18 protein-coding genes, 2 tRNA genes, 3 rRNA genes and 2 pseudogenes are annotated in these 25,950 nt (G+C 60.3%); 14 read left to right on the plus strand and 11 right to left on the minus strand.

Going from position 1 to position 25,950, the window contains the following annotated elements:
• Positions 1 to 8 precede the first annotated feature (8 nt).
• Genes WJU18_RS09200 through WJU18_RS09210 form a run of 3 tightly spaced genes read left to right on the plus strand, consistent with a single transcriptional unit; the run spans position 9 to position 2,712 of the window.
• A complete protein-coding gene (locus WJU18_RS09200; protein WP_423459784.1) occupies positions 9 to 1,202 on the plus strand; it encodes an ABC transporter permease subunit in 1,194 nt (397 codons plus the stop codon).
• Positions 1,203 to 1,222: 20 nt separating this feature from the next.
• Positions 1,223 to 1,996, plus strand: a complete 774-nt coding sequence (locus tag WJU18_RS09205; RefSeq protein WP_423459785.1) for an ABC transporter ATP-binding protein — start codon at positions 1,223 to 1,225, stop codon at positions 1,994 to 1,996.
• Positions 1,996 to 2,712 (plus strand): ABC transporter ATP-binding protein, encoded by a 717-nt coding sequence (locus tag WJU18_RS09210; RefSeq protein WP_423459786.1) that lies wholly within the window; start codon positions 1,996 to 1,998, stop codon positions 2,710 to 2,712. The genes WJU18_RS09205 and WJU18_RS09210 overlap by 1 nt, the downstream gene beginning before the upstream one ends.
• A gap of 30 nt (positions 2,713 to 2,742) precedes the next feature.
• On the opposite strand, the gene ribD is transcribed toward WJU18_RS09210, so the two are convergent.
• Positions 2,743 to 3,864, minus strand: coding sequence for a bifunctional diaminohydroxyphosphoribosylaminopyrimidine deaminase/5-amino-6-(5-phosphoribosylamino)uracil reductase RibD (gene ribD / locus WJU18_RS09215; RefSeq protein WP_423459787.1), 1,122 nt, complete (start codon positions 3,862 to 3,864; stop codon positions 2,743 to 2,745).
• Positions 3,865 to 3,974: 110 nt separating this feature from the next.
• On the opposite strand from ribD, the gene hemH reads away from it, so the two are divergent.
• The 6 genes from hemH to rrf all read left to right on the plus strand — a co-directional run bounded on the left by hemH (position 3,975) and on the right by rrf (position 10,651).
• Positions 3,975 to 4,988, plus strand: coding sequence for a ferrochelatase (gene hemH / locus WJU18_RS09220; RefSeq protein WP_423459788.1), 1,014 nt, complete (start codon positions 3,975 to 3,977; stop codon positions 4,986 to 4,988).
• Between the two features lie 399 nt (positions 4,989 to 5,387).
• Positions 5,388 to 6,916 (plus strand): 16S ribosomal RNA (locus WJU18_RS09225).
• A 109-nt stretch (positions 6,917 to 7,025) separates the two neighbouring features.
• A tRNA-Ile gene (locus WJU18_RS09230) sits at positions 7,026 to 7,102 on the plus strand.
• 23 nt (positions 7,103 to 7,125) lie between these two features.
• A tRNA-Ala gene (locus WJU18_RS09235) sits at positions 7,126 to 7,201 on the plus strand.
• Positions 7,202 to 7,550: 349 nt separating this feature from the next.
• Positions 7,551 to 10,421: ribosomal RNA gene (locus WJU18_RS09240) — 23S ribosomal RNA — on the plus strand.
• 117 nt (positions 10,422 to 10,538) lie between these two features.
• A 5S ribosomal RNA gene (rrf, locus tag WJU18_RS09245) occupies positions 10,539 to 10,651 on the plus strand.
• The 16S, 23S and 5S rRNA genes sit together here with 2 tRNA genes alongside, the layout of an rRNA operon.
• A 182-nt stretch (positions 10,652 to 10,833) precedes the next feature.
• Here rrf and WJU18_RS09250 read toward each other — a convergent pair.
• The 7 genes and pseudogenes from WJU18_RS09250 to WJU18_RS09280 all read right to left on the minus strand — a co-directional run bounded on the left by WJU18_RS09250 (position 10,834) and on the right by WJU18_RS09280 (position 18,421).
• A pseudogene (locus tag WJU18_RS09250) lies at positions 10,834 to 11,711 on the minus strand (alpha/beta fold hydrolase).
• A gap of 8 nt (positions 11,712 to 11,719) precedes the next feature.
• Positions 11,720 to 12,811 carry a branched-chain amino acid ABC transporter permease gene (locus WJU18_RS09255; protein ID WP_423459789.1) on the minus strand — a complete coding sequence of 364 codons (1,092 nt, stop codon included), beginning with the start codon at positions 12,809 to 12,811 and terminating at the stop codon, positions 11,720 to 11,722.
• A gap of 16 nt (positions 12,812 to 12,827) precedes the next feature.
• On the minus strand, positions 12,828 to 13,811 hold the full coding sequence (locus tag WJU18_RS09260; protein ID WP_423459790.1) for a branched-chain amino acid ABC transporter permease: 984 nt from the start codon (positions 13,809 to 13,811) through the stop codon (positions 12,828 to 12,830).
• Positions 13,808 to 14,533: an ABC transporter ATP-binding protein gene (locus WJU18_RS09265; protein ID WP_423459791.1), complete on the minus strand. Its 726-nt coding sequence runs from the start codon at positions 14,531 to 14,533 to the stop codon at positions 13,808 to 13,810. The genes WJU18_RS09260 and WJU18_RS09265 overlap by 4 nt, the downstream gene beginning before the upstream one ends.
• The gene (locus WJU18_RS09270; protein WP_423459792.1) at positions 14,530 to 15,288 is read right to left on the minus strand and encodes an ABC transporter ATP-binding protein; all 759 of its coding nucleotides are present in this window, start codon (positions 15,286 to 15,288) and stop codon (positions 14,530 to 14,532) included. Before WJU18_RS09270 ends, WJU18_RS09265 begins: the two co-directional genes overlap by 4 nt.
• 218 nt (positions 15,289 to 15,506) lie before the next feature.
• The gene (locus WJU18_RS09275; RefSeq protein WP_423459793.1) at positions 15,507 to 16,706 is read right to left on the minus strand and encodes a substrate-binding domain-containing protein; all 1,200 of its coding nucleotides are present in this window, start codon (positions 16,704 to 16,706) and stop codon (positions 15,507 to 15,509) included.
• A gap of 206 nt (positions 16,707 to 16,912) precedes the next feature.
• Positions 16,913 to 18,421 carry a sigma-54 interaction domain-containing protein gene (locus tag WJU18_RS09280; RefSeq protein WP_423459794.1) on the minus strand — a complete coding sequence of 503 codons (1,509 nt, stop codon included), beginning with the start codon at positions 18,419 to 18,421 and terminating at the stop codon, positions 16,913 to 16,915.
• 222 nt (positions 18,422 to 18,643) lie between these two features.
• On the opposite strand from WJU18_RS09280, the gene WJU18_RS09285 reads away from it, so the two are divergent.
• Both WJU18_RS09285 and WJU18_RS09290 read left to right on the plus strand, forming a co-directional pair.
• Positions 18,644 to 19,168: a DUF2239 family protein gene (locus WJU18_RS09285; protein WP_423459795.1), complete on the plus strand. Its 525-nt coding sequence runs from the start codon at positions 18,644 to 18,646 to the stop codon at positions 19,166 to 19,168.
• Positions 19,165 to 20,557 (plus strand): annotated as a pseudogene (locus WJU18_RS09290) (MATE family efflux transporter). Before WJU18_RS09285 ends, WJU18_RS09290 begins: the two are co-directional and overlap by 4 nt.
• A 118-nt stretch (positions 20,558 to 20,675) precedes the next feature.
• Here WJU18_RS09290 and WJU18_RS09295 read toward each other — a convergent pair.
• From WJU18_RS09295 to WJU18_RS09305, 3 genes are read right to left on the minus strand one after another with little or no spacing between them, the layout of a single operon-like run.
• Complete coding sequence (locus WJU18_RS09295) at positions 20,676 to 22,166, minus strand: tripartite tricarboxylate transporter permease (protein ID WP_423459796.1); 1,491 nt, start codon at positions 22,164 to 22,166, stop codon at positions 20,676 to 20,678.
• Positions 22,167 to 22,174: 8 nt separating this feature from the next.
• Complete coding sequence (locus tag WJU18_RS09300; protein ID WP_423459797.1) at positions 22,175 to 22,735, minus strand: tripartite tricarboxylate transporter TctB family protein; 561 nt, start codon at positions 22,733 to 22,735, stop codon at positions 22,175 to 22,177.
• A 55-nt stretch (positions 22,736 to 22,790) separates the two neighbouring features.
• Positions 22,791 to 23,753, minus strand: a complete 963-nt coding sequence (locus WJU18_RS09305; RefSeq protein ID WP_423459798.1) for a Bug family tripartite tricarboxylate transporter substrate binding protein — start codon at positions 23,751 to 23,753, stop codon at positions 22,791 to 22,793.
• 188 nt (positions 23,754 to 23,941) lie between these two features.
• Here WJU18_RS09305 and WJU18_RS09310 point away from each other — a divergent pair, with 188 nt between their 5' ends.
• Genes WJU18_RS09310 through WJU18_RS09320 form a run of 3 tightly spaced genes read left to right on the plus strand, consistent with a single transcriptional unit; the run spans position 23,942 to position 25,942 of the window.
• Positions 23,942 to 24,364, plus strand: coding sequence for an RNA-binding S4 domain-containing protein (locus WJU18_RS09310; protein ID WP_423459799.1), 423 nt, complete (start codon positions 23,942 to 23,944; stop codon positions 24,362 to 24,364).
• 10 nt (positions 24,365 to 24,374) lie between these two features.
• Entirely contained in the window at positions 24,375 to 25,265 is an 891-nt protein-coding gene (locus WJU18_RS09315) for an alpha/beta fold hydrolase (RefSeq protein ID WP_423459800.1), read from the plus strand.
• An 11-nt stretch (positions 25,266 to 25,276) separates the two neighbouring features.
• Positions 25,277 to 25,942, plus strand: a complete 666-nt coding sequence (locus tag WJU18_RS09320) for a DsbA family oxidoreductase (protein ID WP_423459801.1) — start codon at positions 25,277 to 25,279, stop codon at positions 25,940 to 25,942.
• Positions 25,943 to 25,950 lie beyond the last annotated feature (8 nt).

Below are 25,950 nucleotides of genomic sequence, written 5' to 3' on the forward strand. Positions count from 1 at the left end.
AGTCTGATATGACGCAAAAACAGAAGATCATTGTTTTCGTGCTGTGCGGCATCGGCTTGCTGGTGCTGCCGCTGTTTCTCCAGCAGTTCGGCAATGCCTGGGTGCGCATTCTCGATCTCGCCCTGCTGTACGTCATGCTGGCCCTGGGGCTGAACATCGTGGTCGGCTATGCCGGCTTGCTGGATCTAGGGTATGTGGCCTTCTTCGCGGTGGGCGCGTATCTCTACGGCCTGCTGGCCTCGCCGCACCTGACCTCGACCTTCCCGGTCATCGCGGCCATGTTCCCCAATGGTTTCCATACCTCGCTATGGATGGTGATTCCATTGGCGCTCTTGGTAGCAGCCGGCACGGGGGTGTTGCTCGGGATACCGGTACTCAAGCTGCGGGGGGATTACCTGGCTATCGTCACGTTGGGCTTCGGCGAGATCATCCGCATCTTCATGAATAACCTGGATCACCCGTACAACATCACCAACGGGCCAAAAGGGTTGAGCCAGATCGATTCGGTGAAAATCTTTGGGCTGAACCTGGGCAAGCCGCTCAGCATCGGCGGCTTCGAGATTTCCTCGGTGTCGCTGTACTACTACCTCTTCCTGGTGTTGGTGATCGTGACGGTGATCGTCTGCCAGCGCCTGGAGAATTCGCGCATCGGCCGCGCCTGGATGGCCATCCGTGAAGACGAGATCGCCGCCAAGGCCATGGGCCTGAACACCCGCAACCTCAAGCTGCTGGCCTTCGGCATGGGAGCGTCTTTCGGCGGGGTATCGGGGGCTATGTTCGCGGCTTTCCAGCAATTCGTGTCACCGGAATCCTTCAGCCTGATGGAGTCCGTGATGATTGTGGCCATGGTGGTGCTGGGTGGCTTGGGCCATTTACCGGGCGTGATTCTGGGCGCCCTGCTGCTGGCCGCGCTGCCCGAAGTGCTGCGCTACGTGGCTGGGCCTTTGCAGGGCATGACGGAAGGCCGGCTGGATGCTTCCATCCTGCGCCAGTTGCTCATCGCGCTGGCCATGATCATCGTCATGCTGCTGCGTCCGCGCGGCCTGTGGCCCTCGCCTGAGCAGGGCAAGATACGCAAGACACCGGCGGACGGCGGCATGGTGCAACCGCCCACTGCGCAGCAGGATCCGCCGGGCGTCGAGTTCCCGGGCGATGCGGTGCCTGGCAATGTGGAGAACCGTCAGTTCTCCGTCAATCCTTGAATGAACGGGAGTCGAGCAATATGAGCACCGATACCGTTCTCAAGGTACAAGGCGTTTCCAAACGGTTTGGCGGCCTGCAGGCGCTTTCCGAGGTGGGTATTTCCATCAACCGCGGGCAGATCTATGGGCTGATCGGCCCCAACGGCGCCGGCAAGACGACTTTTTTCAACGTACTGACGGGCCTCTATACGCCTGACCGCGGCACGTTCGAGCTGGCCGGCAAACCCTACAAGCCCAGTGCCGTGCACCAGGTCGCGAAGGCAGGCATTGCCCGCACATTTCAGAACATCCGCTTGTTCGCCGAGATGACCGCTCTGGAAAACGTGATGGTCGGCCGCCATGTGCGCACGCATTCGGGCCTGATGGGCGCTGTGTTCCGTACCAAAGGCTTCAAGGCAGAAGAGGCAGCGATCGAGCGGCGCGCGCGGGAGTTGCTGGATTACGTGGGTATCAGCAAATATGCCGACTACAAATCGCGCACGTTGTCTTATGGCGATCAGCGGCGGCTGGAAATCGCCCGTGCACTGGCCACCGATCCTCAGCTCATCGCCCTGGACGAACCCGCCGCAGGGATGAACGCCACCGAGAAGGTGCTGCTGCGCGAGCTCATTGACCGTATCCGCAAGGACAACCGCACCATCCTGCTGATCGAACACGACGTCAAGCTGGTGATGGGGCTATGCGACCGCGTCACCGTGCTTGACTACGGCAAGCCTATTGCAGAAGGCACTCCTCAGGAAGTGCAGAGGAACGAAAAAGTGATCGAGGCCTATCTGGGCACCGGAGGCCACTGATGTCACAAACCCTACTCAAAGTATCTGGGCTGAAGGTAGCCTATGGCGGCATCCAGGCTGTCAAAGGCGTGGATTTCGAGGTGCGCGAAGGCGAGCTGGTGTCGTTGATCGGCTCCAATGGCGCCGGCAAGACCACCACCATGAAAGCCATTACCGGCACGCTGCCGCTGAATGCCGGCGACATCGAATACCTGGGCAAGAGCATCAAGGGCCGGGGCCCTTGGGATCTGGTCAAGGAGGGCCTGGCAATGGTGCCCGAAGGGCGCGGTGTGTTCACGCGCATGAGCATCACCGAGAACCTGTTGATGGGTGCCTATACCCGAGGCGATAAAGCCGGCGTCGCGGCGGATGTGGACAGGGTCTTCACCATCTTTCCACGCCTGCGCGAGCGCAAGGATCAACTGGCGGGCACCATGTCTGGCGGCGAGCAGCAGATGCTGGCCATGGGCCGGGCGCTGATGAGCCGGCCCAAGCTCCTTTTGCTCGACGAGCCATCGATGGGCCTGTCGCCCATCATGGTGGACAAGGTTTTCGAGGTGGTTCGGGATGTTTACGATCAGGGCGTGACCATTCTGCTGGTGGAGCAGAACGCCAGCCGCGCCCTGGCGCTGGCTGATCGGGGCTACGTCATGGAGTCGGGCCTGATCAGCATGTCGGGCGCGGGCCAGGAGTTGCTGAATGATCCCAAGGTGCGCGCGGCTTATCTGGGGGAGTAGGGGCAGCGCTTTTGCAACTTGGAGGCTAGACTAGAAGCGATCTCGCCCTGCCACCCGGGCCCTCATCCGCATATCGCTTCCCACGGGGCTGGCTTCCGCCCATTCCAGCGCCACACCTTGTGCGAGCTCCGTGAAAGGCCCCAGGGCGGCGATGCCGGGGCCTTCGCCCAGCAACTTGGGCGCCTGGTAGAGCAGAAGCTCGTCAACCAGCCCTTCGCGCAGCAGCGAACCATTGAGCTTGTGCCCGGCCTCTACATGCACTTCATTGACTTCGCGTTGGGCGAGGTCGCGCAGCATGGCCGCCAGATCGACCTTGCCATTGGCCCCAGGCAGCGTGATGACCTGCGCGCCTCGTTCAGCGAGGACTTGCTGGCGGGCCGCATCCACGCTGGCGGTGTAGATCAGGATACGGCGCTCGGCGGCATCCCATAGCTGCGCCTGTACGGGCGTTTCGAGGCGGCTGTCCACCAGAGCCAGTGCGGGCTGCCTGCGGATGCCCGGAATCCGTACGTCGAGCCGGGGATCGTCTTCCAACACAGTGCCGATACCCGTCAAGATCGCGCATGCACGTGCCCGCCAGGCGTGGCCATCTTCGCGCGCGGCGGGGGAGGTGATCCACTGGCTGGCCCCGTTGGGCAATGCCGTGCGTCCATCAAGCGAGCTGGCGGCTTTCATTCGCACCCATGGCGTGCCTCGCACCATGCGGCTGAAAAAGCCGATATTCAATTCACGCGTTTCCTGCGCACCTTGCCCGATCTCGACACCGATACCCGCGGCACGCAGCCTGGCAAAGCCAGAGCCGCCAACCTTGGGATTCGGATCTTGCACCGAAGCGACCACGCGCCCGATGCCTGCCGCGATCAGGGCATCGCTGCATGGCCCTGTACGGCCCTGGTGTGAGCAAGGCTCGAGCGTGACATAAGCCGTGGCGCCCTTTACTGAATGGCCTCGCTGCGCGGCATCGCGCAGTGCCATGACTTCCGCATGGGCATGGCCGACAGGCTGTGTATGTCCTTGTCCCAACACGGCGCCACCGGCACTCACGATGACGCAGCCCACGGCCGGATTCGGCGGGCAGTCCAGCCGGGCCTGCTGCGCCAGTTCCAGTGCATGGCGCATGGGGGGATCAATGAGCGGTGCGGCAGTTGGCATGCGGGTAAGCGGAAGTCAAGTTCTGAGGGATGAATCAAAAATAGTAGCACGCGGTTACCTGCAGGGGCCGAAGCCGCGCGATTGCGCGCTGCTATGCGGGACAATACGGTATGCGATTCAAACAAGAACCTGCGATCAGCGAGGCGCAGGCCCCACGCACGGGAGTGCTGTTATGTAATCTGGGTACGCCCGATGCACCTACCTCGGCGGCGGTGCGGCGTTATCTGGCTGAGTTTCTGAGCGATCCGCGGGTAGTTGAAATCCCGCCGTTGGTATGGAAGCCCCTGTTGCATGGGGTGATCCTTCGTACGCGTCCGGCCAAGTCGGCCAGGAAGTACCAGCAAATCTGGACCCCTGAAGGTTCGCCTTTGGCCGTCTGGACAGCCAAGCAGGCCGTGATGCTGAGGGGTTATCTGGGAGAGCGCGGCCACCAGGTCAGTGTGCGGCATGCCATGCGCTACGGACGGCCTTCCATGGCGGATGAACTCGATGCGCTGAAGGCCGAAGGCTGTAGCCGTGTGCTGGTTGTGCCGCTCTATCCGCAATATTCGGGCTCCACCACGGGCAGCGTGATCGATGCGGTGGGGGACTGGGCACGCGGCATTCGGCATGTGCCGGAGTTGCAATTCATCAACCGCTTCCATGATGATCCGGGGTATATCCGGGCGCTTGCGCGGCAGGTCAGCAGCCACTGGCAGAGCCATGGCCGGCCAGGCAAGCTCGTGATGAGCTTTCATGGCGTGCCTGAGCGTGTGATCAAGCTCGGCGATCCTTACCAGAGGGAGTGCATGGAAACGGCGCATCTGCTGGCGGAGCGCCTGGCGCTGAAAAGCGATGACTTCGTGGTTTGCTTTCAGTCACGCTTCGGCAAGGCCAAATGGCTGGAGCCCTATACCGACCAGACCCTGCGCACCCTGGCGCAGCAGGGCGTGGCGCGCGTGGACGTCGTGTGTCCCGGCTTCGTGAGCGATTGCCTGGAGACGTTGGAGGAAATCGCGATAGAAGGGAAGGCCGCTTTCCTGGAAGCGGGCGGACAGGAGTTCCACCATATTCCATGCATGAACGACAATCCGGCCTGGGTGGCGGCGCTGATGGAGCTGATCATCCCTTCGCTCAGGCGCTGAGACTCCGACAAGAGCTCTCAGATCCAACGGAACCGGGCTGACATGGCAGACATCAAAAAAATGTCTCGAAAGTTTGAAGTTCCGAAAAACTGTGCCATAATCGAGGGCTTCGCTGATCGGCGGTTCTGACAGAAGTCAGCAAGCCGAACGGTAAAGAAAAAAGTTTGCCAGATCTTAAAAATCTGTGCTACAATCAAAGGCTTCGCTGATCGCAGCGAGCTGAGCGAAATAAGAGATTATTTCGCGGGATCATTAAAAATATACAGCCGATAAGCGTGGGCGTTTGAATGGTGAATAGCCAAGTCTTTTAGACTATCAAGCGCTCATGGAAATAGAAGTGAAGTTCACTTCAATTCCGTTTTTATGAGTGAACTCGAAAGAGTATAAATTTTCAAGATCGAACTGTAGAGTTTGATCCTGGCTCAGATTGAACGCTGGCGGAATGCTTTACACATGCAAGTCGAGCGGCAGCGCGGGGCAACCTGGCGGCGAGCGGCGAACGGGTGAGTAATACATCGGAACGTGCCCAGATGTGGGGGATAACTACTTGAAAGAGTAGCTAATACCGCATGAGATCTGAGGATGAAAGCGGGGGACCTTCGGGCCTCGCGCATTTGGAGCGGCCGATGGCAGATTAGGTAGTTGGTGGGGTAAAGGCTCACCAAGCCTGCGATCTGTAGCTGGTCTGAGAGGACGACCAGCCACACTGGGACTGAGACACGGCCCAGACTCCTACGGGAGGCAGCAGTGGGGAATTTTGGACAATGGGCGCAAGCCTGATCCAGCCATTCCGCGTGCAGGATGAAGGCCCTCGGGTTGTAAACTGCTTTTGTACGGAACGAAAAGGCTTTCTCTAATACAGAGGGCTCATGACGGTACCGTAAGAATAAGCACCGGCTAACTACGTGCCAGCAGCCGCGGTAATACGTAGGGTGCAAGCGTTAATCGGAATTACTGGGCGTAAAGCGTGCGCAGGCGGTGATGTAAGACAGTTGTGAAATCCCCGGGCTCAACCTGGGAACTGCATCTGTGACTGCATTGCTGGAGTGCGGCAGAGGGGGATGGAATTCCGCGTGTAGCAGTGAAATGCGTAGATATGCGGAGGAACACCGATGGCGAAGGCAATCCCCTGGGCCTGCACTGACGCTCATGCACGAAAGCGTGGGGAGCAAACAGGATTAGATACCCTGGTAGTCCACGCCCTAAACGATGTCAACTGGTTGTTGGGAATTCACTTTCTCAGTAACGAAGCTAACGCGTGAAGTTGACCGCCTGGGGAGTACGGCCGCAAGGTTGAAACTCAAAGGAATTGACGGGGACCCGCACAAGCGGTGGATGATGTGGTTTAATTCGATGCAACGCGAAGAACCTTACCCACCTTTGACATGTACGGAATCCTTTAGAGATAGAGGAGTGCTCGAAAGAGAGCCGTAACACAGGTGCTGCATGGCTGTCGTCAGCTCGTGTCGTGAGATGTTGGGTTAAGTCCCGCAACGAGCGCAACCCTTGCCATTAGTTGCTACGAAAGGGCACTCTAATGGGACTGCCGGTGACAAACCGGAGGAAGGTGGGGATGACGTCAAGTCCTCATGGCCCTTATAGGTGGGGCTACACACGTCATACAATGGCTGGTACAGAGGGTTGCCAACCCGCGAGGGGGAGCTAATCCCATAAAGCCAGTCGTAGTCCGGATCGCAGTCTGCAACTCGACTGCGTGAAGTCGGAATCGCTAGTAATCGCGGATCAGAATGTCGCGGTGAATACGTTCCCGGGTCTTGTACACACCGCCCGTCACACCATGGGAGCGGGTTCTGCCAGAAGTAGTTAGCTTAACCGCAAGGAGGGCGATTACCACGGCAGGGTTCGTGACTGGGGTGAAGTCGTAACAAGGTAGCCGTATCGGAAGGTGCGGCTGGATCACCTCCTTTCTGGAAGAAAAGCTATTCCGAATTTAAACGTCCACACTTATCGGTTGTTGGAAGGATGTCGCCAGCGACGCTGAGGCGCAAAGCTTTAGTGAAACCGAAGCGACCGGCCGGGTCTGTAGCTCAGTTGGTTAGAGCACCGTCTTGATAAGGCGGGGGTCGTTGGTTCGAGACCAACCAGACCCACCATTCCCTTTCATCTACGGATACCCGGGGGATTAGCTCAGCTGGGAGAGCACCTGCTTTGCAAGCAGGGGGTCGTCGGTTCGATCCCGTCATCCTCCACCACGCATCTTATCGAGTTAGCGTTCATATCAAAGCATCTGGAGAGACTTCAGGTGTTTTGATATTGGCGATAACGTCAATAATGAGTCGAAAGGCTCACGGCTGTTCTTTAAAAATTCATAGAGTCGAATCAGCGTTGTTAGCGGAAAGAGCAAAACGTACAAGGTTTTAGCTCACCGTGCCGCTAGCAACAAGAATTTTTGATTGCGTCAAAACGAATACAACTAGCTTGTTGAATTCGAGTATTCCGAGGTTAATTTATTAATTCTTGGGTACGGCATAACGCGTCAGGTGAGAGACCTGACAGGTCCTTGATGGATTTTGAGTTTCGTGAGAAACGTCAAAGTTATAGGGTCAAGTGACTAAGAGCATGTGGTGGATGCCTTGGCGATGATAGGCGACGAAGGACGTGATAGCCTGCGATAAGCTTCGGGGAGCTGGCAAATAAGCTTTGATCCGGAGATTTCCGAATGGGGAAACCCACCGAAAGGTATCTGCAGCTGAATACATAGGTTGCAGAGGCGAACCGGGTGAACTGAAACATCTCAGTAGCTCGAGGAAAAGACATCAACCGAGATTCCGAAAGTAGTGGCGAGCGAAATCGGAGAAGCCTTCTAGTGATAGCACGAGTGTTAGCAAAACGGGATGGAAAGCCCGGCCATAGCAGGTGATAGCCCTGTATGCGAAAGCGCCCGTGTGGTACTAGGCTAGAGACAAGTAGGGCGGGACACGTGTAATCCTGTCTGAACATGGGGGGACCATCCTCCAAGGCTAAATACTCATCATCGACCGATAGTGAACTAGTACCGTGAGGGAAAGGCGAAAAGAACCCCGGGAGGGGAGTGAAATAGATCCTGAAACCGCATGCTTACAAAAAGTCGGAGCCCTTCGGGGTGACGGCGTACCTTTTGTATAATGGGTCAGCGACTTACATTCAGTGGCGAGGTTAACCGAATAGGGAAGCCGAAGAGAAATCGAGTCCGAATAGGGCGAAATTAGTCGCTGGGTGTAGACCCGAAACCAAGTGATCTATCCATGGCCAGGATGAAGGTGCCGTAACAGGTACTGGAGGTCCGAACCGACTAGTGTTGCAAAACTAGCGGATGAGCTGTGGATAGGGGTGAAAGGCTAAACAAACTTGGAAATAGCTGGTTCTCTCCGAAAACTATTTAGGTAGTGCCTCAAGTATTACCTTCGGGGGTAGAGCACTGTTTTGGCTAGGGGGTCATGGCGACTTACCAAACCAAGGCAAACTCCGAATACCGAAGAGTAGAGCTTGGGAGACAGAGCACCGGGTGCTAACGTCCGGACTCAAGAGGGAAACAACCCAGACCGCCAGCTAAGGTCCCTAAAATTGGCTAAGTGGGAAACGAAGTGAGAAGGCTAAAACAGTCAGGATGTTGGCTTAGAAGCAGCCACCATTTAAAGAAAGCGTAATAGCTCACTGATCGAGTCGTCTTGCGCGGAAGATGTAACGGGGCTAAGCCAGTTACCGAAGCTGCGGATGCACAGTTTACTGTGCGTGGTAGGAGAGCGTTCTGTAAGCCTGTGAAGGTAGCTTGTAAAGGCTGCTGGAGGTATCAGAAGTGCGAATGCTGACATGAGTAGCGTTAAAGCGGGTGAAAAGCCCGCTCGCCGTAAGCGCAAGGTTTTCTACGCAACGTTCATCGGCGTAGAGTGAGTCGGCCCCTAAGGCGAGGCAGAGATGCGTAGCTGATGGGAAACAGGTCAATATTCCTGTACCGATGTATAGTGCGATGTGGGGACGGATTCTAATAGGTCATCCAGTTATTGGATTCTGGTTTAGGCAGAAGTAGGCGACAGGTAGGCAAATCCGCCTGTCATATACCGAGGCTGCCGATCGAGTGGGCTTGCCCATGAAGTGACTGAACGGGGTTCCAGGAAAAGCCACTAAGCTTCAGCTATACACGACCGTACCGCAAACCGACACTGGTGCGCGAGATGAGTATTCTAAGGCGCTTGAGAGAACTCAGGAGAAGGAACTCGGCAAATTGACACCGTAACTTCGGAAGAAGGTGTGCCCTTTTAGTGTGAGGTGAACAACTGAGCATGAACGGGTTGCAAAAAATAGGTGGCTGCGACTGTTTATTAAAAACACAGCACTCTGCAAACACGAAAGTGGACGTATAGGGTGTGACGCCTGCCCGGTGCTGGAAGATTAATTGATGGGGTGCAAGCTCTTGATCGAAGTCCCAGTAAACGGCGGCCGTAACTATAACGGTCCTAAGGTAGCGAAATTCCTTGTCGGGTAAGTTCCGACCTGCACGAATGGCGTAACGATGGCCACACTGTCTCCTCCTGAGACTCAGCGAAGTTGAAATGTTTGTGATGATGCAATCTCCCCGCGGAAAGACGGAAAGACCCCATGAACCTTTACTGTAGCTTTGTATTGGACTTTGAACAGATCTGTGTAGGATAGGTGGGAGGCTTTGAAGTATGGTCGCTAGATCATATGGAGCCAACGTTGAAATACCACCCTGGTGTGTTTGAGGTTCTAACCTAGGTCCCTTATCGGGATCGGGGACAGTGCATGGTAGGCAGTTTGACTGGGGCGGTCTCCTCCCAAAGCGTAACGGAGGAGTTCGAAGGTACGCTAGTTACGGTCGGACATCGTGACGATAGTGCAATGGCATAAGCGTGCTTAACTGCGAGACTGACAAGTCGAGCAGATGCGAAAGCAGGACATAGTGATCCGGTGGTTCTGTATGGAAGGGCCATCGCTCAACGGATAAAAGGTACTCTGGGGATAACAGGCTGATACCGCCCAAGAGTTCATATCGACGGCGGTGTTTGGCACCTCGATGTCGGCTCATCTCATCCTGGGGCTGTAGCCGGTCCCAAGGGTATGGCTGTTCGCCATTTAAAGAGGTACGTGAGCTGGGTTTAAAACGTCGTGAGACAGTTTGGTCCCTATCTTCCGTGGGCGCTGCAGATTTGAGAAAGCCTGCTCCTAGTACGAGAGGACCGGAGTGGACATACCTCTGGTGTACCTGTTGTCACGCCCGTGGCATCGCAGGGTAGCTAAGTATGGAAGAGATAACCGCTGAAAGCATCTAAGCGGGAAACTCGTTTCAAGATAAGATCTGCCGGGGCCTTGAGCCCCCTGAAGAGTCGTTCTAGACCAGGACGTTGATAGGCTGGGTGTGGAAGCGCAGTAATGCGTTAAGCTAACCAGTACTAATTGCTCGTGCGGCTTGACCCTATAACTTTGATGTAAATACCATCAAAGCAGTTATGCCAAGACGCAATCAAATTCACACTGATTCAACCTCTATGAATTCGTCAGCAAGTTCAAAAAACTCGCCGACAACAAGTTATGCCTGATGACCATAGCAAGGTGGTACCACTCCTTCCCATCCCGAACAGGACAGTGAAACGCCTTAGCGCCGATGATAGTGCGGATTCCCGTGTGAAAGTAGGACATCGTCAGGCTTCTACAGCCTCAAAACCCCCAGTCATTCACCTGACTGGGGGTTTTGTCTTTGTACCTCCCAAAATAAGCTCGCCACCCTCTCCTGCGTCATCCCCTCCCGCTCAGAAACAAACCAGCCGGTTATGAAGGGGGAAAAACTTCAGCCGTGATAAACCTTGGCTATCCGAATATCACGCGCCCATTACGCCTGCGCTCGCTCAATAAACTCGCTCACCAACACCAGTTGCTCCGGCACGTTCAACGCAGGCGCGTGGCCGCAATCCGGTACTTCAATGACCTGCAGCTGGCCTCGCGCCCCAGGACCGCGCCGACCCATTTCCTCCGCGGTCTCACGCAGCACCAGGTCTGACTCCGCTCCACGCAGAAGCAACACCGGCACATCAAGCGCGTCGTAGTGATGCCAGAGCAGATAGTCATCGGGATAATGAACGAACTGGCCCACCATGGCTGGGTCGTAGTGTGGCGTGACACGGCCATCCGGCAGGCGGCGGGCTGAGGTTTCGGTCAGGCGGCGCCATTGGGCATCAGTAAGGAAACCAAAGGGCTTGTAGGCTGCCCGAAAGAACGCCTCCAGCTCCGCGATGGTGCCAAATTGCGGTGGATGGCCGGCATACTGCTTGATACGTTCGATGGCTGGCTGCGCCAGTTGCGGCGCGTTGTCATTCAGCACTAGGCTCTGGATACAGGCTTTCAGTGCCGGCTCGAAATATCCGGATGCACCCACCGTGCCAATGGCTCCCCCATCGAGGTGCCCACCCAGTGGCAGCGCTCGATGCTCAACTGCTCGAGAAGCTCGCGTGCCAGGCGGGCGTAGAACGCCAGACAGTACTCGTCTTTCGGGTTCGAGGCCCACTGCGACAAACCCCTGCCGATGGTGTCGGGGCAGATGACGCGAAACCCCTTGCCGGCCAGGTGTGCCGCGAGTTCGTCCATGTCGCGGCCCGTCCGCGCCAGTCCGTGCCAGGCGATCACGGTGCCGCGTACGGTGCCCGCGGGTTGCCAGTCGGTGAAATGGACTTCGCGGCCGGAGCAGGTGAGGTAGTTGGAGGTAAAGCTCATGGGAGATATCAATGAGAAGCCGCGGAATCTGCTGAAGAACGGGATGCGCGGGCGCGCAGCTTGCCCACTACGCCCGTCGGGAAGTAGTACACGGAGAGCACGAACAGCAGGCCCAGCCACAGCAGCCAGCGATCGGGCGAGAGCAGCGAAGGCAACAGCGGAATGTTCGCGACCGCCTCATTGCCCAGACGCAGCAAGTCCTGCAGATAGCTCTGCGCCACCACGAACAGTACCGAGCCGATGAGCGCGCCGTAGATCGTGCCCATGCCGCCGATGACCACGATGAGCAGCACATCGATCATGATTTCGAAGCTGAGCGACGTGTCAGGACCGTTGTAGCGCAACCAGAGCGCCAGCATGCAGCCGGCGAGTGTGGCGAACAGGGCCGACAGCACCGAGGAAAGCGTGCGGTACACCACCACGCGGTAGCCGATGGCTTCGGCTCGGAACTCGTTCTCGCGGATGGCTTGCAGGACCCGGCCGAACGGGGAGTTCACGATGCGCAGAAGCAGCAGCACCAGCACCACGCAGGCGGCGAAGAGCAGGTAATAGCAGAGCAGGCGGCCATCCAGCGAGGCACCCAGGAAGGGTGTTTCGCTGAATTCGAAGGAGGGCGAGAGAATCTCGGGTACCTTGAAGGTGAGACCGTCTTCGCCACCGGTGAAATCCGAAAGCTGCGAGGCCAGCGTCTGGAAAGCGGCGGCCACGGCCAGCGTGATCATGGCAAAGAAAATGGCCCGCACCCTGAGCGAAAACAGGCCGATCGCCAGCGAAAGCAGCAAAGACAGCAGCAGCGCGCCGGCCACGCCCACGGCAAGCGCACCCCAGGTAGGCCCCAGGCGCGTGGTGGCGATCGCGATGCCGTAGGCGCCGATGCCGAAGAACATGGTGTGCGCGAAGCTGACGATGCCCGTATAACCGAGCAACAGATCGAACGCCGCCACAAGCACGATGAACACCAGGATTTTGGCGGCGACATTCAGCGCCTTCACGCCAGGGAAGATGAACGGCGCAAAGGCCAGCCCCAGCACGATGGCAATGAGGATGAACGCGAGCAGCTTGCTGCGCGGCAGATCATGGGAAAGCAGACGGCTCAGCATGAATGTATTTCCCGGATTACCTGTTCGTCACGGGGTAGACCCCCTGGGGGCGCCACAGCAGGATGGCGACCATCAGCGCGATGTTGGAGAACAGCGCCACCTTGGGAGCCAGAAAGCCCGTGTAGTTGGCGACCAGGCCTACCAGCAGGGCGCCGATCAGAGCGCCACCCGTGGAGCCCAGGCCGCCGATGATGATCACGATGAAAATCAGCACGTTCACCTGCGCGCCCATCTGCGGCGTCACGTTCTGCTGATAGAGCCCCCACATCACACCGCCCAGGCCAGCCAGCGCGCTGCCTGCCACGAACACGCCGATGAACAGGCGGCGGATACGGTAGCCTAGTGATTCGACCATCTCGCGGTCCTGCACGCCGGCGCGGATCAGCAGCCCGACCTTGGTGCGCGAGAGCGTCCAGGCCAGAAGCGCAAACACCACGAGGCCCACGATCACCGCCACCACGCGGTATTTCTCCACCGCGGCTTCACCGATCAGCCACGAGCCTTGCATGCCTGTGGGCAGAGGCAATGGAATCTGCTGCGGGCCCCAGATGACCTTGATCAGCTCTTCGCCGATGATCATGCCGCCCATGGTGATCAGAATCTGTTTCAGGTGCTGGCCATAAACCGGCCGCACGATGAAGCGCTCGAACGCCAGGCCTACGGCACCGGCCACCAGCATCGCTACCACCATCGCAGGCAGCACCGCCATCAGGTTGCGCCAGATGTCGCCGGAGCCTGTCCAATCGCCCATCAAGCCCAGCACACTGGTCGCCACGAAAGCGCCCAGCGCGATGAACACGCCGTGGCCGAAGTTGAGCACGTCCATCAGGCCGAACACCAGCGTGAGGCCGGAGGCAATGATGAAGATGATCATGCCCATGGCCAAGCCTGCCACGGTGAGTGTGAGCCAGGTGGAGGGCGAACCGATGAGCGGCAGGGCGACCGCGGCCAGCACGGGCACCAGCAACAGGGGTTTGAAGTCGATATCGCGCATGTTCATAGTGAGAGCCCCAGCAATGACTGCTGCAATGCCGTGTCCTGTGCCAGCGCCTGCATGCTGCCGGCATGCACCACGCGCCCGTCGTCCATCACGGCCACGGTGTCGCCCAGCCGCTTGGCGAAGCTGATGTTCTGCTCCACCAGCAGAATGGTGACGCCGCTTTGCTTGAGTTGCTGGAACGCGTCGATCATGTTGTTGATGATGCTGGGGGCCAGGCCCTTGCTCGGTTCGTCCACGATCAGCAGCTCGCGCGGCTCGACGATGGCGCGGCTCACGGCCAGCATCTGCTTTTGCCCGCCGGAGAGCTTGCCGGCCGGATGGTTCCAGAACTTCTCGACGGCAGGGAACAGCTTGAAGATCCACTGCAGGCGCGCCTCGTCCATCTGCGCCGCGTTGCGTGCGCCGCGGGCAGCCAGCACCATGTTCTCCTTCACCGTCAGGTCGGCGAAGATGCCCATGTTCTCGGGCACATAGGCAATTCCCAGGTGCGCGATCTGTGGTGTTTGCTTCTTCGTGATGTCTTGTCCCGCGAACGTGATGCGGCCTTGGCTGGCTTGCCACAGGCCCATGATGGTGCGCAGGGTCGTGGTCTTGCCGGCGCCGTTGCGGCCCAGCAGCATGGTGAGCTGGCCGCGCGGTACTTCCAGATCGACGCCATGCAGGATGTGATAAGCGCCGATATGGGTGTGAACGCCCTCCAGCTTGAGCAGGATATCGCTCATGCTTCAGCCTCCTCTTTGCTGACGCCCAGATAGGCCTCCTGCACCACGGGCGAGGCGATCACCTCGGCCGGCTCGCCATCGGCCACGAGGGTGCCGTTGGTAAGCACGATGATGCGGTCTGCCAGCTCGCGCACCACATCCATCTTGTGCTCGACCAGCAGAATGGTCTTGGTCTTGTCCTTCTTGAGTTCACGGATCAGATTCAGGATCACGGGGGCTTCGTCGTGACTCATGCCGGCGGTAGGTTCATCGAACATGTACACCTCCGGATCGAGCGCCATCAGGAGAGCCACTTCCAGCTTGCGCTGGTCGCCGTGGGGCAGGCTCGCGACGGGCATGTGCTGCTTGTCGGCCATGGCCACGGATTCGAGCAGGGCGAGCGCACGGTTCGTGAGTCCATGGTGGTCGCTCCAGATGCTCCAGAGATTCAGGCCCGTGTTCTGCACAGCTTGCACCGCCAGGCGTACGTTTTCCAGCACACTCAGGTTGGGAAACAGATTGGTAAGTTGAAACGCACGCCCCAGGCCCGCCTTGGTGCGCGCCGATGGCGACAGGCTGGAAAGATCCTGTCCGCCCAGATGCACGCTGCCAGCGCTAGCCTTGAGCTGGCCGGAGATCAGGTTGAAATAAGTGGTCTTGCCGGCCCCATTGGGCCCGACGATGGCCGTGAGCGTGCCGGGTTCAAATCGGCACGTGACCGCATTCACGGCCACGTGGCCACCGAAGCGGATGGTGAGATCGCGGGTTTCTAGCATCGAGGATGACAGAGGACTTCGCCGCTAATGCAGCGTAAAAGTGAGATGACTACGGGGATGACCACATATCTCGCGCGGTGTCGAATGCCACCCGTATCTCGCGAAACGCCCAAACTCGAAAGGCCGCGGAGCAGGCCATACGGGGCACCCGCGGAGCTGGCTTTGCCAGGCCGCCGGGTGCGTCCCCTGGGGGAAGGCGCGTCAGCGCCTCAGGGGGATCAACGCTTGTTCCGGATGGGAACCTGCATCTCTTCCGGCTTGATCTCGCGCACCAGCTCCGGCACACCCCAGGCGAATGCCGGATCGTTCTTGATCCGGAAGTGGTACATGCTCTGCATGGCCTGGTGGTCTTCCTTGCGGAAGGTCATCTTGCCTTTGGGCGTGTCGAAGCTCATGCCTTCCATGGTGCTAATGAGCTTGTTCGTGTTGGTGTCGCCGCCGGTCTTCTTCAGCGCGGTGACGACCGCCATGGCCGCCGAGAAGCCGCCCGCGGTGAAGAAGTCAGGCGGTGTCTTGTAGGCCTTGTAGTGGGCGGACACCATGGCTTCGTTGACCGGGTTCTTCGGGATGCCGAAGTAATAGTAGGTCGCACCTTCCATGCCCGGGAAGTTCTTGTAGGCCGCCATGGCCGGGAGGATGTTGCCGCCCGTGAATACGTCGATGTCATAGCGCTTCTTCAGATCGGCTGCGGCCAGGGCGTTGAACGGCGGCACGCCGCCTGCCCAGATCACCTCGATGGCCTTGCGGCCGGGCTTGCTCTTGAGCGCATCGACCACGCGCTGGATGCCGGCGGTGAAGTCAGTGGTGTTCTGAGGCAGGTATTCTTCATGCACGATCTTGGCGTGCTTGAGCGCGTCCTTGAACGCCTTCACGCCGTCGCGGCCGAAAGCGTAGTCCTGTGCCAGCGTGGCGACCGACACGCCGTCCTTGTCCATGGCGGCGGCGTTGCTGATCGCATCCTGGCTGGAGTTGCGGCCCGTGCGGAAAATGTACTTGTTCCACTTGTCGCCGGTGATGGAATCCGCCACGGCGGGTTCGACCAGCAGGATCTTCTTGTATTCCTCCGCCACCGGCAGCATGGCCAGCGCCACGCCGGAAGAGGTGGGGCCGACGGCCAGATCCACCTTGTCGTCCGCATAGGAGGCCGCCAGCAGGCTCTTGCCCAGGTCGGGCTTGCCCTGGTCGTCTTTCTCAATCACGGTGATCTTCTTGCCATTCACCGTCATGGTGCCGCCGGTGGCGTACTCCAGGCCCATCATCAATCCGGCCTGGGTTTGCTTGCCATAGGCTTCGAGAGGACCGGTCTTGCTGTAGATGTGAGCGATCTTGATGGTGCCTGATTGCGCCAGGGCAGACCCCGCGCCGGCAACGGTCAAGACAGTCAGCGTGGCCAGGGAGATGAGAGTGCGACGATGCATGAAAGAGTCTCCTAATGAATGAACGGAAGCTGCCAAATGAATCGCACAAGGCGTGCCAATGGATAAGTCTTTGATCTAAATGGAGAACGACCTTATTCTTAGATAGATTTGTATGAAAATAATGCAAAAATAGTGTCTATATATCAGTCAATTGTCTGAATAAAGATCAGCGTTTTCCCTGAATTCAAGGCATCCATGGTGGTGCGCTAAGCACTGTGAGTTTTCGTCGGATTCAGGCGTTCATACAGCTTCGCCCTTGAAATACCCAGCAAGCGCGCGGTGGCCAGTTTGTTGCCACCCGTCGTTTTCATGGCTGCCGCGATCGCGCGCTGCTCCAATTCGGTCACCTGTTCTGCCAGCGGGCGCAGGAGCGCGCCGGCGTCGGGGGGCGACGGTTCGGGCGGTAGCGCCGGCTGGATGAGGGCCAGGCCTGAATCGCGCAGGACGGCTTCCATCTGAGCCGCATCGAGCCGGTCCGAGTCAACTCGAAGTGCTGCTTGCTCGAGTACGTTGCGCAACTCCCGGATGTTGCCTCGCCAAGCCTGCGCCGCCAGAAGCGCGAGAGCGCTTTCCGTCAATTCGGGGGGATGGGTGCCTCGGTGGGCCATGTCCTCGCAGAGCGCATCGACCAGCGCGGAGATGTCACTGCGCCGTTCGCGCAGGGGCGGCACGCGGATCGGCAGCACATTCAGCCGGTAGTACAGGTCTTCGCGGAACGTACCCGCCGCCACCAGCGCGGAGAGATCGCGGCTCGTGGCGGCGATCAGCCGGGCATCGAAGGGCACCAGTTCATTGCTGCCCAGAGGTTCTATCTCGCCCTCCTGCAAGGCTCGCAGAAGTTTGGCCTGCAGCCCCAGCGGCATATCGCCGATTTCGTCCAGAAACAGCGTCCCGCCATCGGCCAGCTTGAATTTGCCTACGCGGCCCTTGCGTTCCGCGCCGGTATAGGCGCCGGGGGTGACGCCGAAGAACTCTGCTTCCAGCAGGGTGTCGGGCACCGCGGCGATGTTCACGCTGACCAGCGGCCCACGCGCCCGGGGTGACACCGCGTGAATGGCATGCGCCAGCAACTCCTTGCCCGTGCCCGTTTCACCCAGCAGCAGCACCGGGCTGCGCGATTGCGCGGCTCTGCGCGCCTGCCGCTTGACTTCCATCGCCGCCGGGCTGGCTCCCACAAAGCTTGCAAAAGTATAGCGGGATTGCCTTTCGGCACGCGGTCCAGCGCCTCTTTGTGCGGCGAGTTCACGGCGCGCATCGTCGAGGTCCTGCTGGAGGCGGGCAAATTTGGCGATCAGCGGCTGCAGATTGGTGGTGGGCTGATCGAACAGCACGATACCCAGCACGCCGATCACTTCTCCGGCATCGTCGCGCAGCGGAATGCGGCTGACCACGAAGGTCCCTGCGCGGTTGGTCAGAAGATCGATCAGGATCGGCCGGCCGGTCTTGAGGACCTGATCCATCTGCGTGTTCTGCACCACGCTGGATACCGGGCTGCCGATGAAGTCCTCTTCGCTCGCAAAGCCCAGCGCAGGCAGGAAGCGGCGGTATTGGTCGTTGATCCACACCACGCGCGCGTGGCGGTCAACCAGGATCATGCCCTCGCTCGCACCGGCGAACAAATCGAACATCGACCGCGCCGCCAGCTCCAGAATGCTGGCTGCATCGCGAGGCAAGCTCGAATCAACCATGGGCTCGGTGTTGAAAGTTGGCGACATGAGCATTGCCGGAAAAATTCACGACACCGCATCGTAACTCCTGAATCTATTGCCGAATCTATTGCCCGAAAACAACGGCCTCAAATAAAGTCCGGGTTAAATTAATAAATCCGGGTAGAATTTGACCATCATGAATACTTCACACACAGAGATTTCAACGGCTGAGCCCACCTATACCGCGTTCGCGGGTGGGCTGCGGGTGGCTGGGGGCCCCTGGCTGATGTGGCGCAGATACTGGCGGCATTGGGTGCCCAGGAGGCGCCCATTCTGGTTTTCAACGATGCCACTGGCGGGCTGGTCGATACACCGCCTTCGCCGGAGCAGGCGCAAACCCTGGCGGCCAGGGGGCCGGCCGTATCGCCCGCCATGTCAACGCCGGCACCGGCCCCCAGTGTGGGGCGGCCCCGCCTCGGTGTGGTGGCGCGCGAAGTGACGCTGCTGCCGCGCCATTGGCAATGGTTATCGGCTCAGCCGGGAGGCGCCTCGGCGGCGCTGCGCCGGCTGGTGGACGAAGCGCGCCGGACCCATGCGGAACGTGATGCGCAGCGCGCTGCGGCAGAGCGGGCCTATCGCTTCATGAGTGCCATCGCGGGTCACGAGCCTGGTTTCGAAGAGGCTTCCCGTGCGCTGTTCGCGCATGACGCGGCGAAGTTCGCCGCTTGCATCGGGCCTTGGCCGCAGGATGTGCAAGCCTACTTGCAGACGTTGGCGCGGGGCGCGTTCGAGACCGCCGGAGGTCAAGCATGAGCGCTCCCATGCCGTCCGGGCGGGCCAAGGCCGTGCCCCTGGCCTCTTCCACGCGTCCGCTGTGGCGCACCTACCTGGCCTTTCTCGGACCAATGGTGCTGGCCAACATATTGCAGTCACTCTCTGGCAGCGTGAACGGCGTGTACATCGGGCAGATGCTCGGCACCAAGGCGCTGGCGGCGGTGGCGGGCATGTTTCCGGTGATCTTTTTCTTCATCGCGCTGGTGATCGGCATCGGAGCAGGTGCGTCCGTGCTGATCGGCCAGGCCTGGGGCGCGCGCCAGGTTGAAAAAGTGAAGGCCATTGCGGGGACTGCCTTGACCCTCGGCGCTTTGATCGGTCTGGTAGGCGCGGTGTTGGGCAGCATCTTCACGCGCCCGGCGCTGGCGGCGTTGGGCACCCCCTGAGGTGCTGGGCGATGCCGTGGCCTATGCACGGGTGCTGATGATCAGCTTGCCGCTGCTGCTGGTGTTTATCCTCTATACCCAGTTGTTGCGCGGTGTAGGCGATACGGTGACACCGCTGTACTCGCTGTTGCTGTCCACCGGCATCGGTTTGCTGCTGACGCCTGCCTTGATCCTCGGTTGGGGTGGTTTGCCACAGTTGGGGGTGGTGAGTGCCGCCGTGGCGGGCCTTGTGTCGTTCACGGTGGCGCTGGGTTTCCTATACGTCTACCTTCTGCGCCGCCGCCACGCACTGGCGCCTGATGCCGTGCTGCTGCGTGCCTTGCGCATCCAGCCGGCGCTGCTCAAGGCGGTGCTGCGCATCGGTGTGCCGACAGGTATCCAGATGGTCACCATTTCGGCGGCTGAGCTGGCCATCCTGAGCCTGGTCAATCACTACGGCGCCGGGGCCACGGCGGCCTACGGCGCGGTCAATCAGGTGGTCAACTACGTGCAGTTTCCCGCGCTGTCGATCGCCATCACCGCATCGATTCTCGGCGCTCAGGCCATTGGTGCCGGCCGCACGGAACTGCTGGGAAAGATCGTGCGCACGGGACTACTGATGAACCTGGTGCTGACCGGCGCGCTGGTGCTGCTGGGCTATGCGTTGGCGCACTGGCTGCTGGGCTTTTTCCTGACCGATCAGCCTGTGCTGGAGATGGCGGCCCACTTGCTGCGCATCATGCTGTGGAGCAGCCTCGTGTTCGGCATGCAAGCGGTGATCGCGGGCATGATGCGGGCCAGCGGCACCGTGATGGTGCCCGTGGCCATCGCAGTCGGCTGCATTCTGCTGGTCCAGTTGCCGGCGGCCAACCTGCTCAGCGCGCGCTATGGGTTGGAAGGGGTGTGGATGTCGTACCCGGTCGTCTTCGTGACCATGCTGGTGCTGCAAAGCGCGTTCTATCTGCTGGTGTGGCGGCACAAGAAAGTGGAGCGGCTTGTGTAAAAAGCTCCCCCTGAGGCGCTGACGCGCCTTCCCCCTGGGGGGACGCACCCAGCGGCCTGGCAAAGCCAGCTCCGCGGGTGCTTTGGTGTGGCCTGCTCCGCGGCCCTTCTTTTGATTTTTAAGCAGCCTTGCGCCGCTTTGCCAGCCGGGGCAGCACGAGCACCGCGACGATCACGATCAGCAGGAAGATCGAGAACGGCCGGTCTACGAATACGCTCCACCGGCCTTCACCGATCGATAGCGCATTGCGCATCTGGGCTTCCGCGAGGGGGCCGAGGATCATGCCCACGACGACTGGAGCCGTCGGAAAATCAAAACGGCGCATCACTACACCGACCGCGCCGATGGCATACAGCAGAAACAGATCGAACGCGCTCTGGCGCATGCCATAGGCGCCCACGGTGGCAAAAACCAGGATGCCGGCATAGAGCTGCGGCTTGGGAATTTTCAGCAGCTTCACCCACAGGCCCACCATGGGCAGATTCAGCACCAGCAGCATCACATTGCCAATGTAAAGCGACGCGATCAGCGCCCATACCAAGGCCGCCGAACTCGTGAACAGCTGCGGCCCAGGCTGGATGCCGTAGTTCTGAAAGGCGCCGAGCAGAATGGCCGTGGTGTTGCTGGTGGGCAAGCCCAGAGTGAGCAGCGGGATCAGGGCCGCCGTCACGGTGGCGTTGTTGGCGGCTTCCGGGCCGGCCACGCCTTCGATGGCGCCAGACGTGCCGAATTCAGCACGGTTATCGCCCTTGGCCAGTTTCTTTTCGGTGGCGTAGCTCAGAAATGTGGGGATTTCAGTGCCGCCAGCCGGTATGCACCCGAACGGTGTGCCGATCGCGGTGCCACGCAACCACGCAGGCACGGAGCGGCGCCAGTCACCCCCCGTCATGTGGACGCGGCTCAAGCGGTTCTGTGTCTCGACGACCTTGCCTTCGAAGAGCACGGCATGCAGCACCTCGGCCACGGCGAACAGGCCCACGGCCACCAGCACGATCTCGATGCCGTCGAGCAATTCAGGTACGCCACCGGTATAGCGTGGCTGGCCGCTGATCTGATCCATGCCGATCAGGCCCACGGCCAAGCCGATGAACAGCGAGGTGAGGCCCCGCACCGTGCTTTTGCCGAGCACCGCGCTCACCGTGGTGAAGGCCAGCACCATCAGCAGAAAATACTCCGGCGGGCCAAGCCGCACCGCGTATTCGGCCACGTAGGGCGCGAACAGGGTCACGACCACGGTGGCAATCGTGCCAGCCACGAACGAACCGATGGCCGCGGTGGCAAGCGCCGCTCCGGCGCGGCCGCTCTTGGCCATCTTGTTGCCTTCCATCGCGGTCACCATGCTGGCGGTTTCGCCCGGCGTGTTGAGCAGAATGGAGGTGGTGGAGCCGCCGTACATGGCACCGTAGTAGATGCCCGCAAAGAAGATCATCGAGGCGGTGATGTCCACCTTGGCGGTGATCGGCAGCAGCATGGCCACCGTGGTGGCGGGACCGATGCCTGGCAGCACACCCACGGCCGTGCCCAAGGCACAGCCGAACAAGGCCCACAGCAAATGGCTGAGCGTGAGGGCCGTCTGGAAGCCCTGAATCAATTGGCCAAAGGTATCCATGGTGTACCTCAGAGCCAGCCGGTGCCCGTGAGGCCCGGGAGGTTGATGGCCAGAAACTTGGTGAACAGCCAGTACACCGGCGCCGAGAGAACGATGCCGGAGATGACGTCCACAAGCCAGGTATTGCCTTTTTGCCCATAGGCGCGGCGCAGGCCCTGCACCGCGAGCACATAGCAAAGCGCGCAGCTGAGAATGAAGCCCAGTGTGGTGATGAGCGCCGCATTCAGCAGCAACCCGGCTGATACCCAGACAAAACCGCCCCAGTCGGGCGCGGCCTGATCCGGAGCGTCTTCCATGGCTCGAAAACCGCCGGTGCGCGCTTCCCAGACCATGAACGCGCCACACACCGCCAGCGCCGCCGCGACCACCCATGGCAGGAAGTTGGAGCCGACGCCGCCATAGCCCGCCTCCGACGAAATGCTGAGGGCGCCGAAGCCCAGGCCCGCTCCGATCAGTATCACCAATCCCCCCAGCGCCGTTTGCCAGAACAGGGCTTGCCGATCGGGGTGCGCGGGCGGCGGGTGATCGGGGCGAAGTTCCGGGGCGATGTTGGGCAGCGGGCTGGTCATAGAGTGAGGGCCTTTTCTCGCGCGCGAAGCGTATCTTTCGGATCGGAACAGGTTCTCAGGTGGTCATGCCCGACTTGGCCATGATGGCGCGCAGCGAGGCGAAGTCGTCCTCGACGAACTTGCTGAAGGTGTCGCCGGAAAGTAGCGAGGGCGTCCAGTCGTTCTTCTTCAGGGCTTCCGCCCAGGATGCGGATTTGGTGGTGGCGACGATGAGATCGGTCAATGACTTGCGCTGTGCCGCCGTGATGCCAGGAGGGGCGAATACGCCACGCCAGTTGCCTATTTCGACATCGATGCCCTGCTCCTTGAGCGTGGGAACGTTGATACCGGGCAGCCGCTGGCCGGAGGTCACGGCGATGGCTTTCATCTTGCCGGCCTTGATGTATTCCGCGAATTCACTGTAGCCGGAGCCACCGATGGTGACATTACCACCCAGAATGGCAGCCGTGGCCTCGCCGCCTCCGCGGAACGCCACATAGTTGATCTTGGCCGGATCCACGCCTACCTTTTGCGCGATCATGGCTGCCGCGATGTGTTCCGTGGACCCGCGCGAGCCACCGCCCCATTTCACGCTGCCAGGATCCTTCTTGAGCTGCGCGATCACATCAGCCATGGTCTTGTGCGGCGAATCGGCTGGAAGCACGAAGACGTTGTATTCGTTGATCAACCTGGCAAGCGGAGTGCATTGCATCAGGTTCAACGGTGATTTGGCGGTGATCAGGCCGCCCAGCATCACGGCACCCATCACCATCAGCGAGTTCGGATCGCCCTTGGAGCCGCTCATGAACTGCGCCAGTCCCAGGGCACCGGCCGCACCCCCCTTGTTGTCGTAGGTGACAGTGTCTGCCTGCTTGGAGTCGATCATGGCCTTGCCCAGCGCGCGGCCGGTGGTGTCCCAGCCGCCGCCGGGGTTGGCGGGGATCAGCATCTTGAGGTTGGGGGCTGCCAGCGCCGACAAGGGCAGGGCGCCAGTGGCGGCCAACGCGGCCATGGATTTGAGGAAGGTGTCTCGGCGCATCGGAAGTAGTCTCCTGCTGGAAAATGAAGAATGGTTTTTTTCCAATCCACATCATCCTCCAACCAGCGATGGTTTTTGAGACCTCACCGATGAGGGAAAACACCTAACTTGGTAGCGGGGTGTTCAGGCCAAGGTCGAGCGCGAGAGAGTTGCGCACGCTTGGATCCTTCGATGTAGCATGCATGCTGATGGCAGAAATTCTCGACAGACAGCGCATCGACAAATGGCTTTGGGCGGCGCGCTTTTACAAGACCCGGGCACTGGCGGTGGAGCAGTTGGACAACAGCCGAGTGCAGATCAACGGCCTGGATGCCAAGCCTTCGCGCGAGGTCAAGCCGGGCGATGAGGTACGCCTCAGGCAGGGGCGTGACGAACGCACTGTGATCGTCAAGGCGCTCAGCAACATACGCGGGCCGGCACCGGTCGCCCAGCAGCTTTACGAGGAAACCGCCGCCAGCAGTACCGCGCGTGCCGAAGCCGCCGCCACGCGCCGGCTGGCCCCCGAGCCAGCGCATACCATTACCCAGGGCAGACCCACCAAGCGCGACCGGCGGGCCATCGACCAGCAACATGGCTGGGGCGATCGCTGGTCAGCTTCCATTGATGAATAATTTCCTTTTCATGACCGAATCCCAGCATTCACCTGAACTCGCGGTTCCCTCCATGTTGACGCTGCAGGAGCGTGGCCGGTTGGCCCAGGGCCGCCGTATGACCACCCCTTGCGGGGAGGGTGACATCGTCTGGCATGCCTGGGGGGAGCGGCGTGCGGGGGTGGCGCCGGTGGTGTTGTTTCATGGCGGCAGCGGCTCCTGGACGCATTGGGTGAAGAACATTCTTCCGCTAGTGGATGATGGCCGCTGGGTGCTGGCTGCTGATCTGCCGGGTTTTGGTGACTCCGCGCTACCGGAAGGCGGGGTTGATGCCAACGCCATGCTCGAGCCGCTGGCGGCCGGACTGCGTCAGTTGATTCCAGGCGAGCAGGCCGATCTGATCGGGTTTTCTTTCGGCGGCATGACGGCGGGCATGCTGCTCGCGGCCTATCCCGGGCTTGCGCAGCGCTTGGTGCTGGTGGGCGCGCCTGCCATGGGCGTGACCCCTGGGCCGCAATTCGAACTGAGAGCCTGGCGCCATCTGAAGACCCCGCAGGAACAGGCAGAAATCCATCGCCACAATCTGGCCGTGCTGATGCTGCATGATCCCAGTTTGATCGATGGTTTGGCGCTGGAGGTGCACATCGCGAACGTGCACCGCGATCGCCTGCCGAGGCGGCGCCTGTCGCGATCCGATATTCTGGCGACCAGCCTGCCGCAGGTAGCATGCCCGGTGCATGCCATCTATGGCGCGCACGATGTGTTGTATAGCCGCTATCTGCCTCAACTGGAGGCAGCGCTGGAGGCGAGCGCGCCAGATTTCCGCGGGCTCACCCTGATCGAAGGCGCGGGGCACTGGGTGCAGTTCGAAGCTGCCGAAGCTTTCAATGCCGCGTTGCGGCGCGCCTTGGTCTCATCCTGAAAGTTGAATCCATGCCTACTCCGATGAAGATTGATTTCGTTTCCGATGTGGCCTGCCCCTGGTGCGCCGTGGGCCTGGCCTCTCTGCAGCAGGCGCTGGCGCAAAGCGGTGATGCGGTTCAGGCCACCCTGCATTTCCAGCCTTTCGAGCTGAACCCCGACATGCCCGCTGGCGGCGAAGACATCAACGAGCATCTGGCGCGCAAGTACGGCGGCTCGCCCGAGCAGTTCGAGCGCAACCGCGCCGCTATCCGCGAAAGAGGCGCCGCCGTGGGGTTCTCGTTCAATCCGGCGGGCCGGGGCCGCATCTACAACACCTTCAACGCGCACCGGCTGCTCCATTGGGCTGGGTTGCAGAGCGACGAACAGCAACTGGCGCTGAAACGCGCATTGCTGGAGGCCTATCACGGCCGCGGAGAAGCGGTGGAACAAGACGAGGTACTGCTTGCCGCCGTGCGCGCGGCCGGGTTGGACGCGGCCCGTGCCCAGGCCATTCTTGCCGGCGAAGAGTATGGCGCTGAAGTCCGCGCTGCGGAGCGGCTTTACCAGCAGGCGGGTATTTCGTCGGTGCCAGCGGTCATCATCAACGACCGGCATCTGATTTCAGGCGGGCAGCCGCCGGAAGTCTTCGAGAAAGCGCTGCGCCAGATCGCCGCCGAATCGAGCGCGTCCCCTTGAGTGGCCTG

Origin of the sequence: Ottowia sp. VDI28, from assembly GCF_049532675.1 — a bacterium.
Lineage (GTDB): Bacteria > Pseudomonadota > Gammaproteobacteria > Burkholderiales > Burkholderiaceae_C > Ottowia.

Excerpts from the sequence above, each read along its gene's own strand:
- WJU18_RS09200 (WP_423459784.1), top strand. The coding sequence starts at position 9 with ATGACGCAAAAACAGAAGATCATTGTTTTCGTGCTGTGCGGCATCGGC.
- WJU18_RS09205 (WP_423459785.1), top strand. The coding sequence starts at position 1,223 with ATGAGCACCGATACCGTTCTCAAGGTACAAGGCGTTTCCAAACGGTTT.
- WJU18_RS09210 (WP_423459786.1), top strand. The coding sequence starts at position 1,996 with ATGTCACAAACCCTACTCAAAGTATCTGGGCTGAAGGTAGCCTATGGC.
- ribD (WP_423459787.1), bottom strand. The coding sequence starts at position 3,864 with ATGCCAACTGCCGCACCGCTCATTGATCCCCCCATGCGCCATGCACTG.
- hemH (WP_423459788.1), top strand. The coding sequence starts at position 3,975 with ATGCGATTCAAACAAGAACCTGCGATCAGCGAGGCGCAGGCCCCACGC.
- WJU18_RS09255 (WP_423459789.1), bottom strand. The coding sequence starts at position 12,811 with ATGCTGAGCCGTCTGCTTTCCCATGATCTGCCGCGCAGCAAGCTGCTC.
- WJU18_RS09260 (WP_423459790.1), bottom strand. The coding sequence starts at position 13,811 with ATGAACATGCGCGATATCGACTTCAAACCCCTGTTGCTGGTGCCCGTG.
- WJU18_RS09265 (WP_423459791.1), bottom strand. The coding sequence starts at position 14,533 with ATGAGCGATATCCTGCTCAAGCTGGAGGGCGTTCACACCCATATCGGC.
- WJU18_RS09270 (WP_423459792.1), bottom strand. The coding sequence starts at position 15,288 with ATGCTAGAAACCCGCGATCTCACCATCCGCTTCGGTGGCCACGTGGCC.
- WJU18_RS09275 (WP_423459793.1), bottom strand. The coding sequence starts at position 16,706 with ATGCATCGTCGCACTCTCATCTCCCTGGCCACGCTGACTGTCTTGACC.
- WJU18_RS09280 (WP_423459794.1), bottom strand. The coding sequence starts at position 18,421 with ATGTCGCCAACTTTCAACACCGAGCCCATGGTTGATTCGAGCTTGCCT.
- WJU18_RS09295 (WP_423459796.1), bottom strand. The coding sequence starts at position 22,166 with ATGGATACCTTTGGCCAATTGATTCAGGGCTTCCAGACGGCCCTCACG.
- WJU18_RS09300 (WP_423459797.1), bottom strand. The coding sequence starts at position 22,735 with ATGACCAGCCCGCTGCCCAACATCGCCCCGGAACTTCGCCCCGATCAC.
- WJU18_RS09305 (WP_423459798.1), bottom strand. The coding sequence starts at position 23,753 with ATGCGCCGAGACACCTTCCTCAAATCCATGGCCGCGTTGGCCGCCACT.
- WJU18_RS09310 (WP_423459799.1), top strand. The coding sequence starts at position 23,942 with ATGGCAGAAATTCTCGACAGACAGCGCATCGACAAATGGCTTTGGGCG.
- WJU18_RS09315 (WP_423459800.1), top strand. The coding sequence starts at position 24,375 with ATGACCGAATCCCAGCATTCACCTGAACTCGCGGTTCCCTCCATGTTG.
- WJU18_RS09320 (WP_423459801.1), top strand. The coding sequence starts at position 25,277 with ATGCCTACTCCGATGAAGATTGATTTCGTTTCCGATGTGGCCTGCCCC.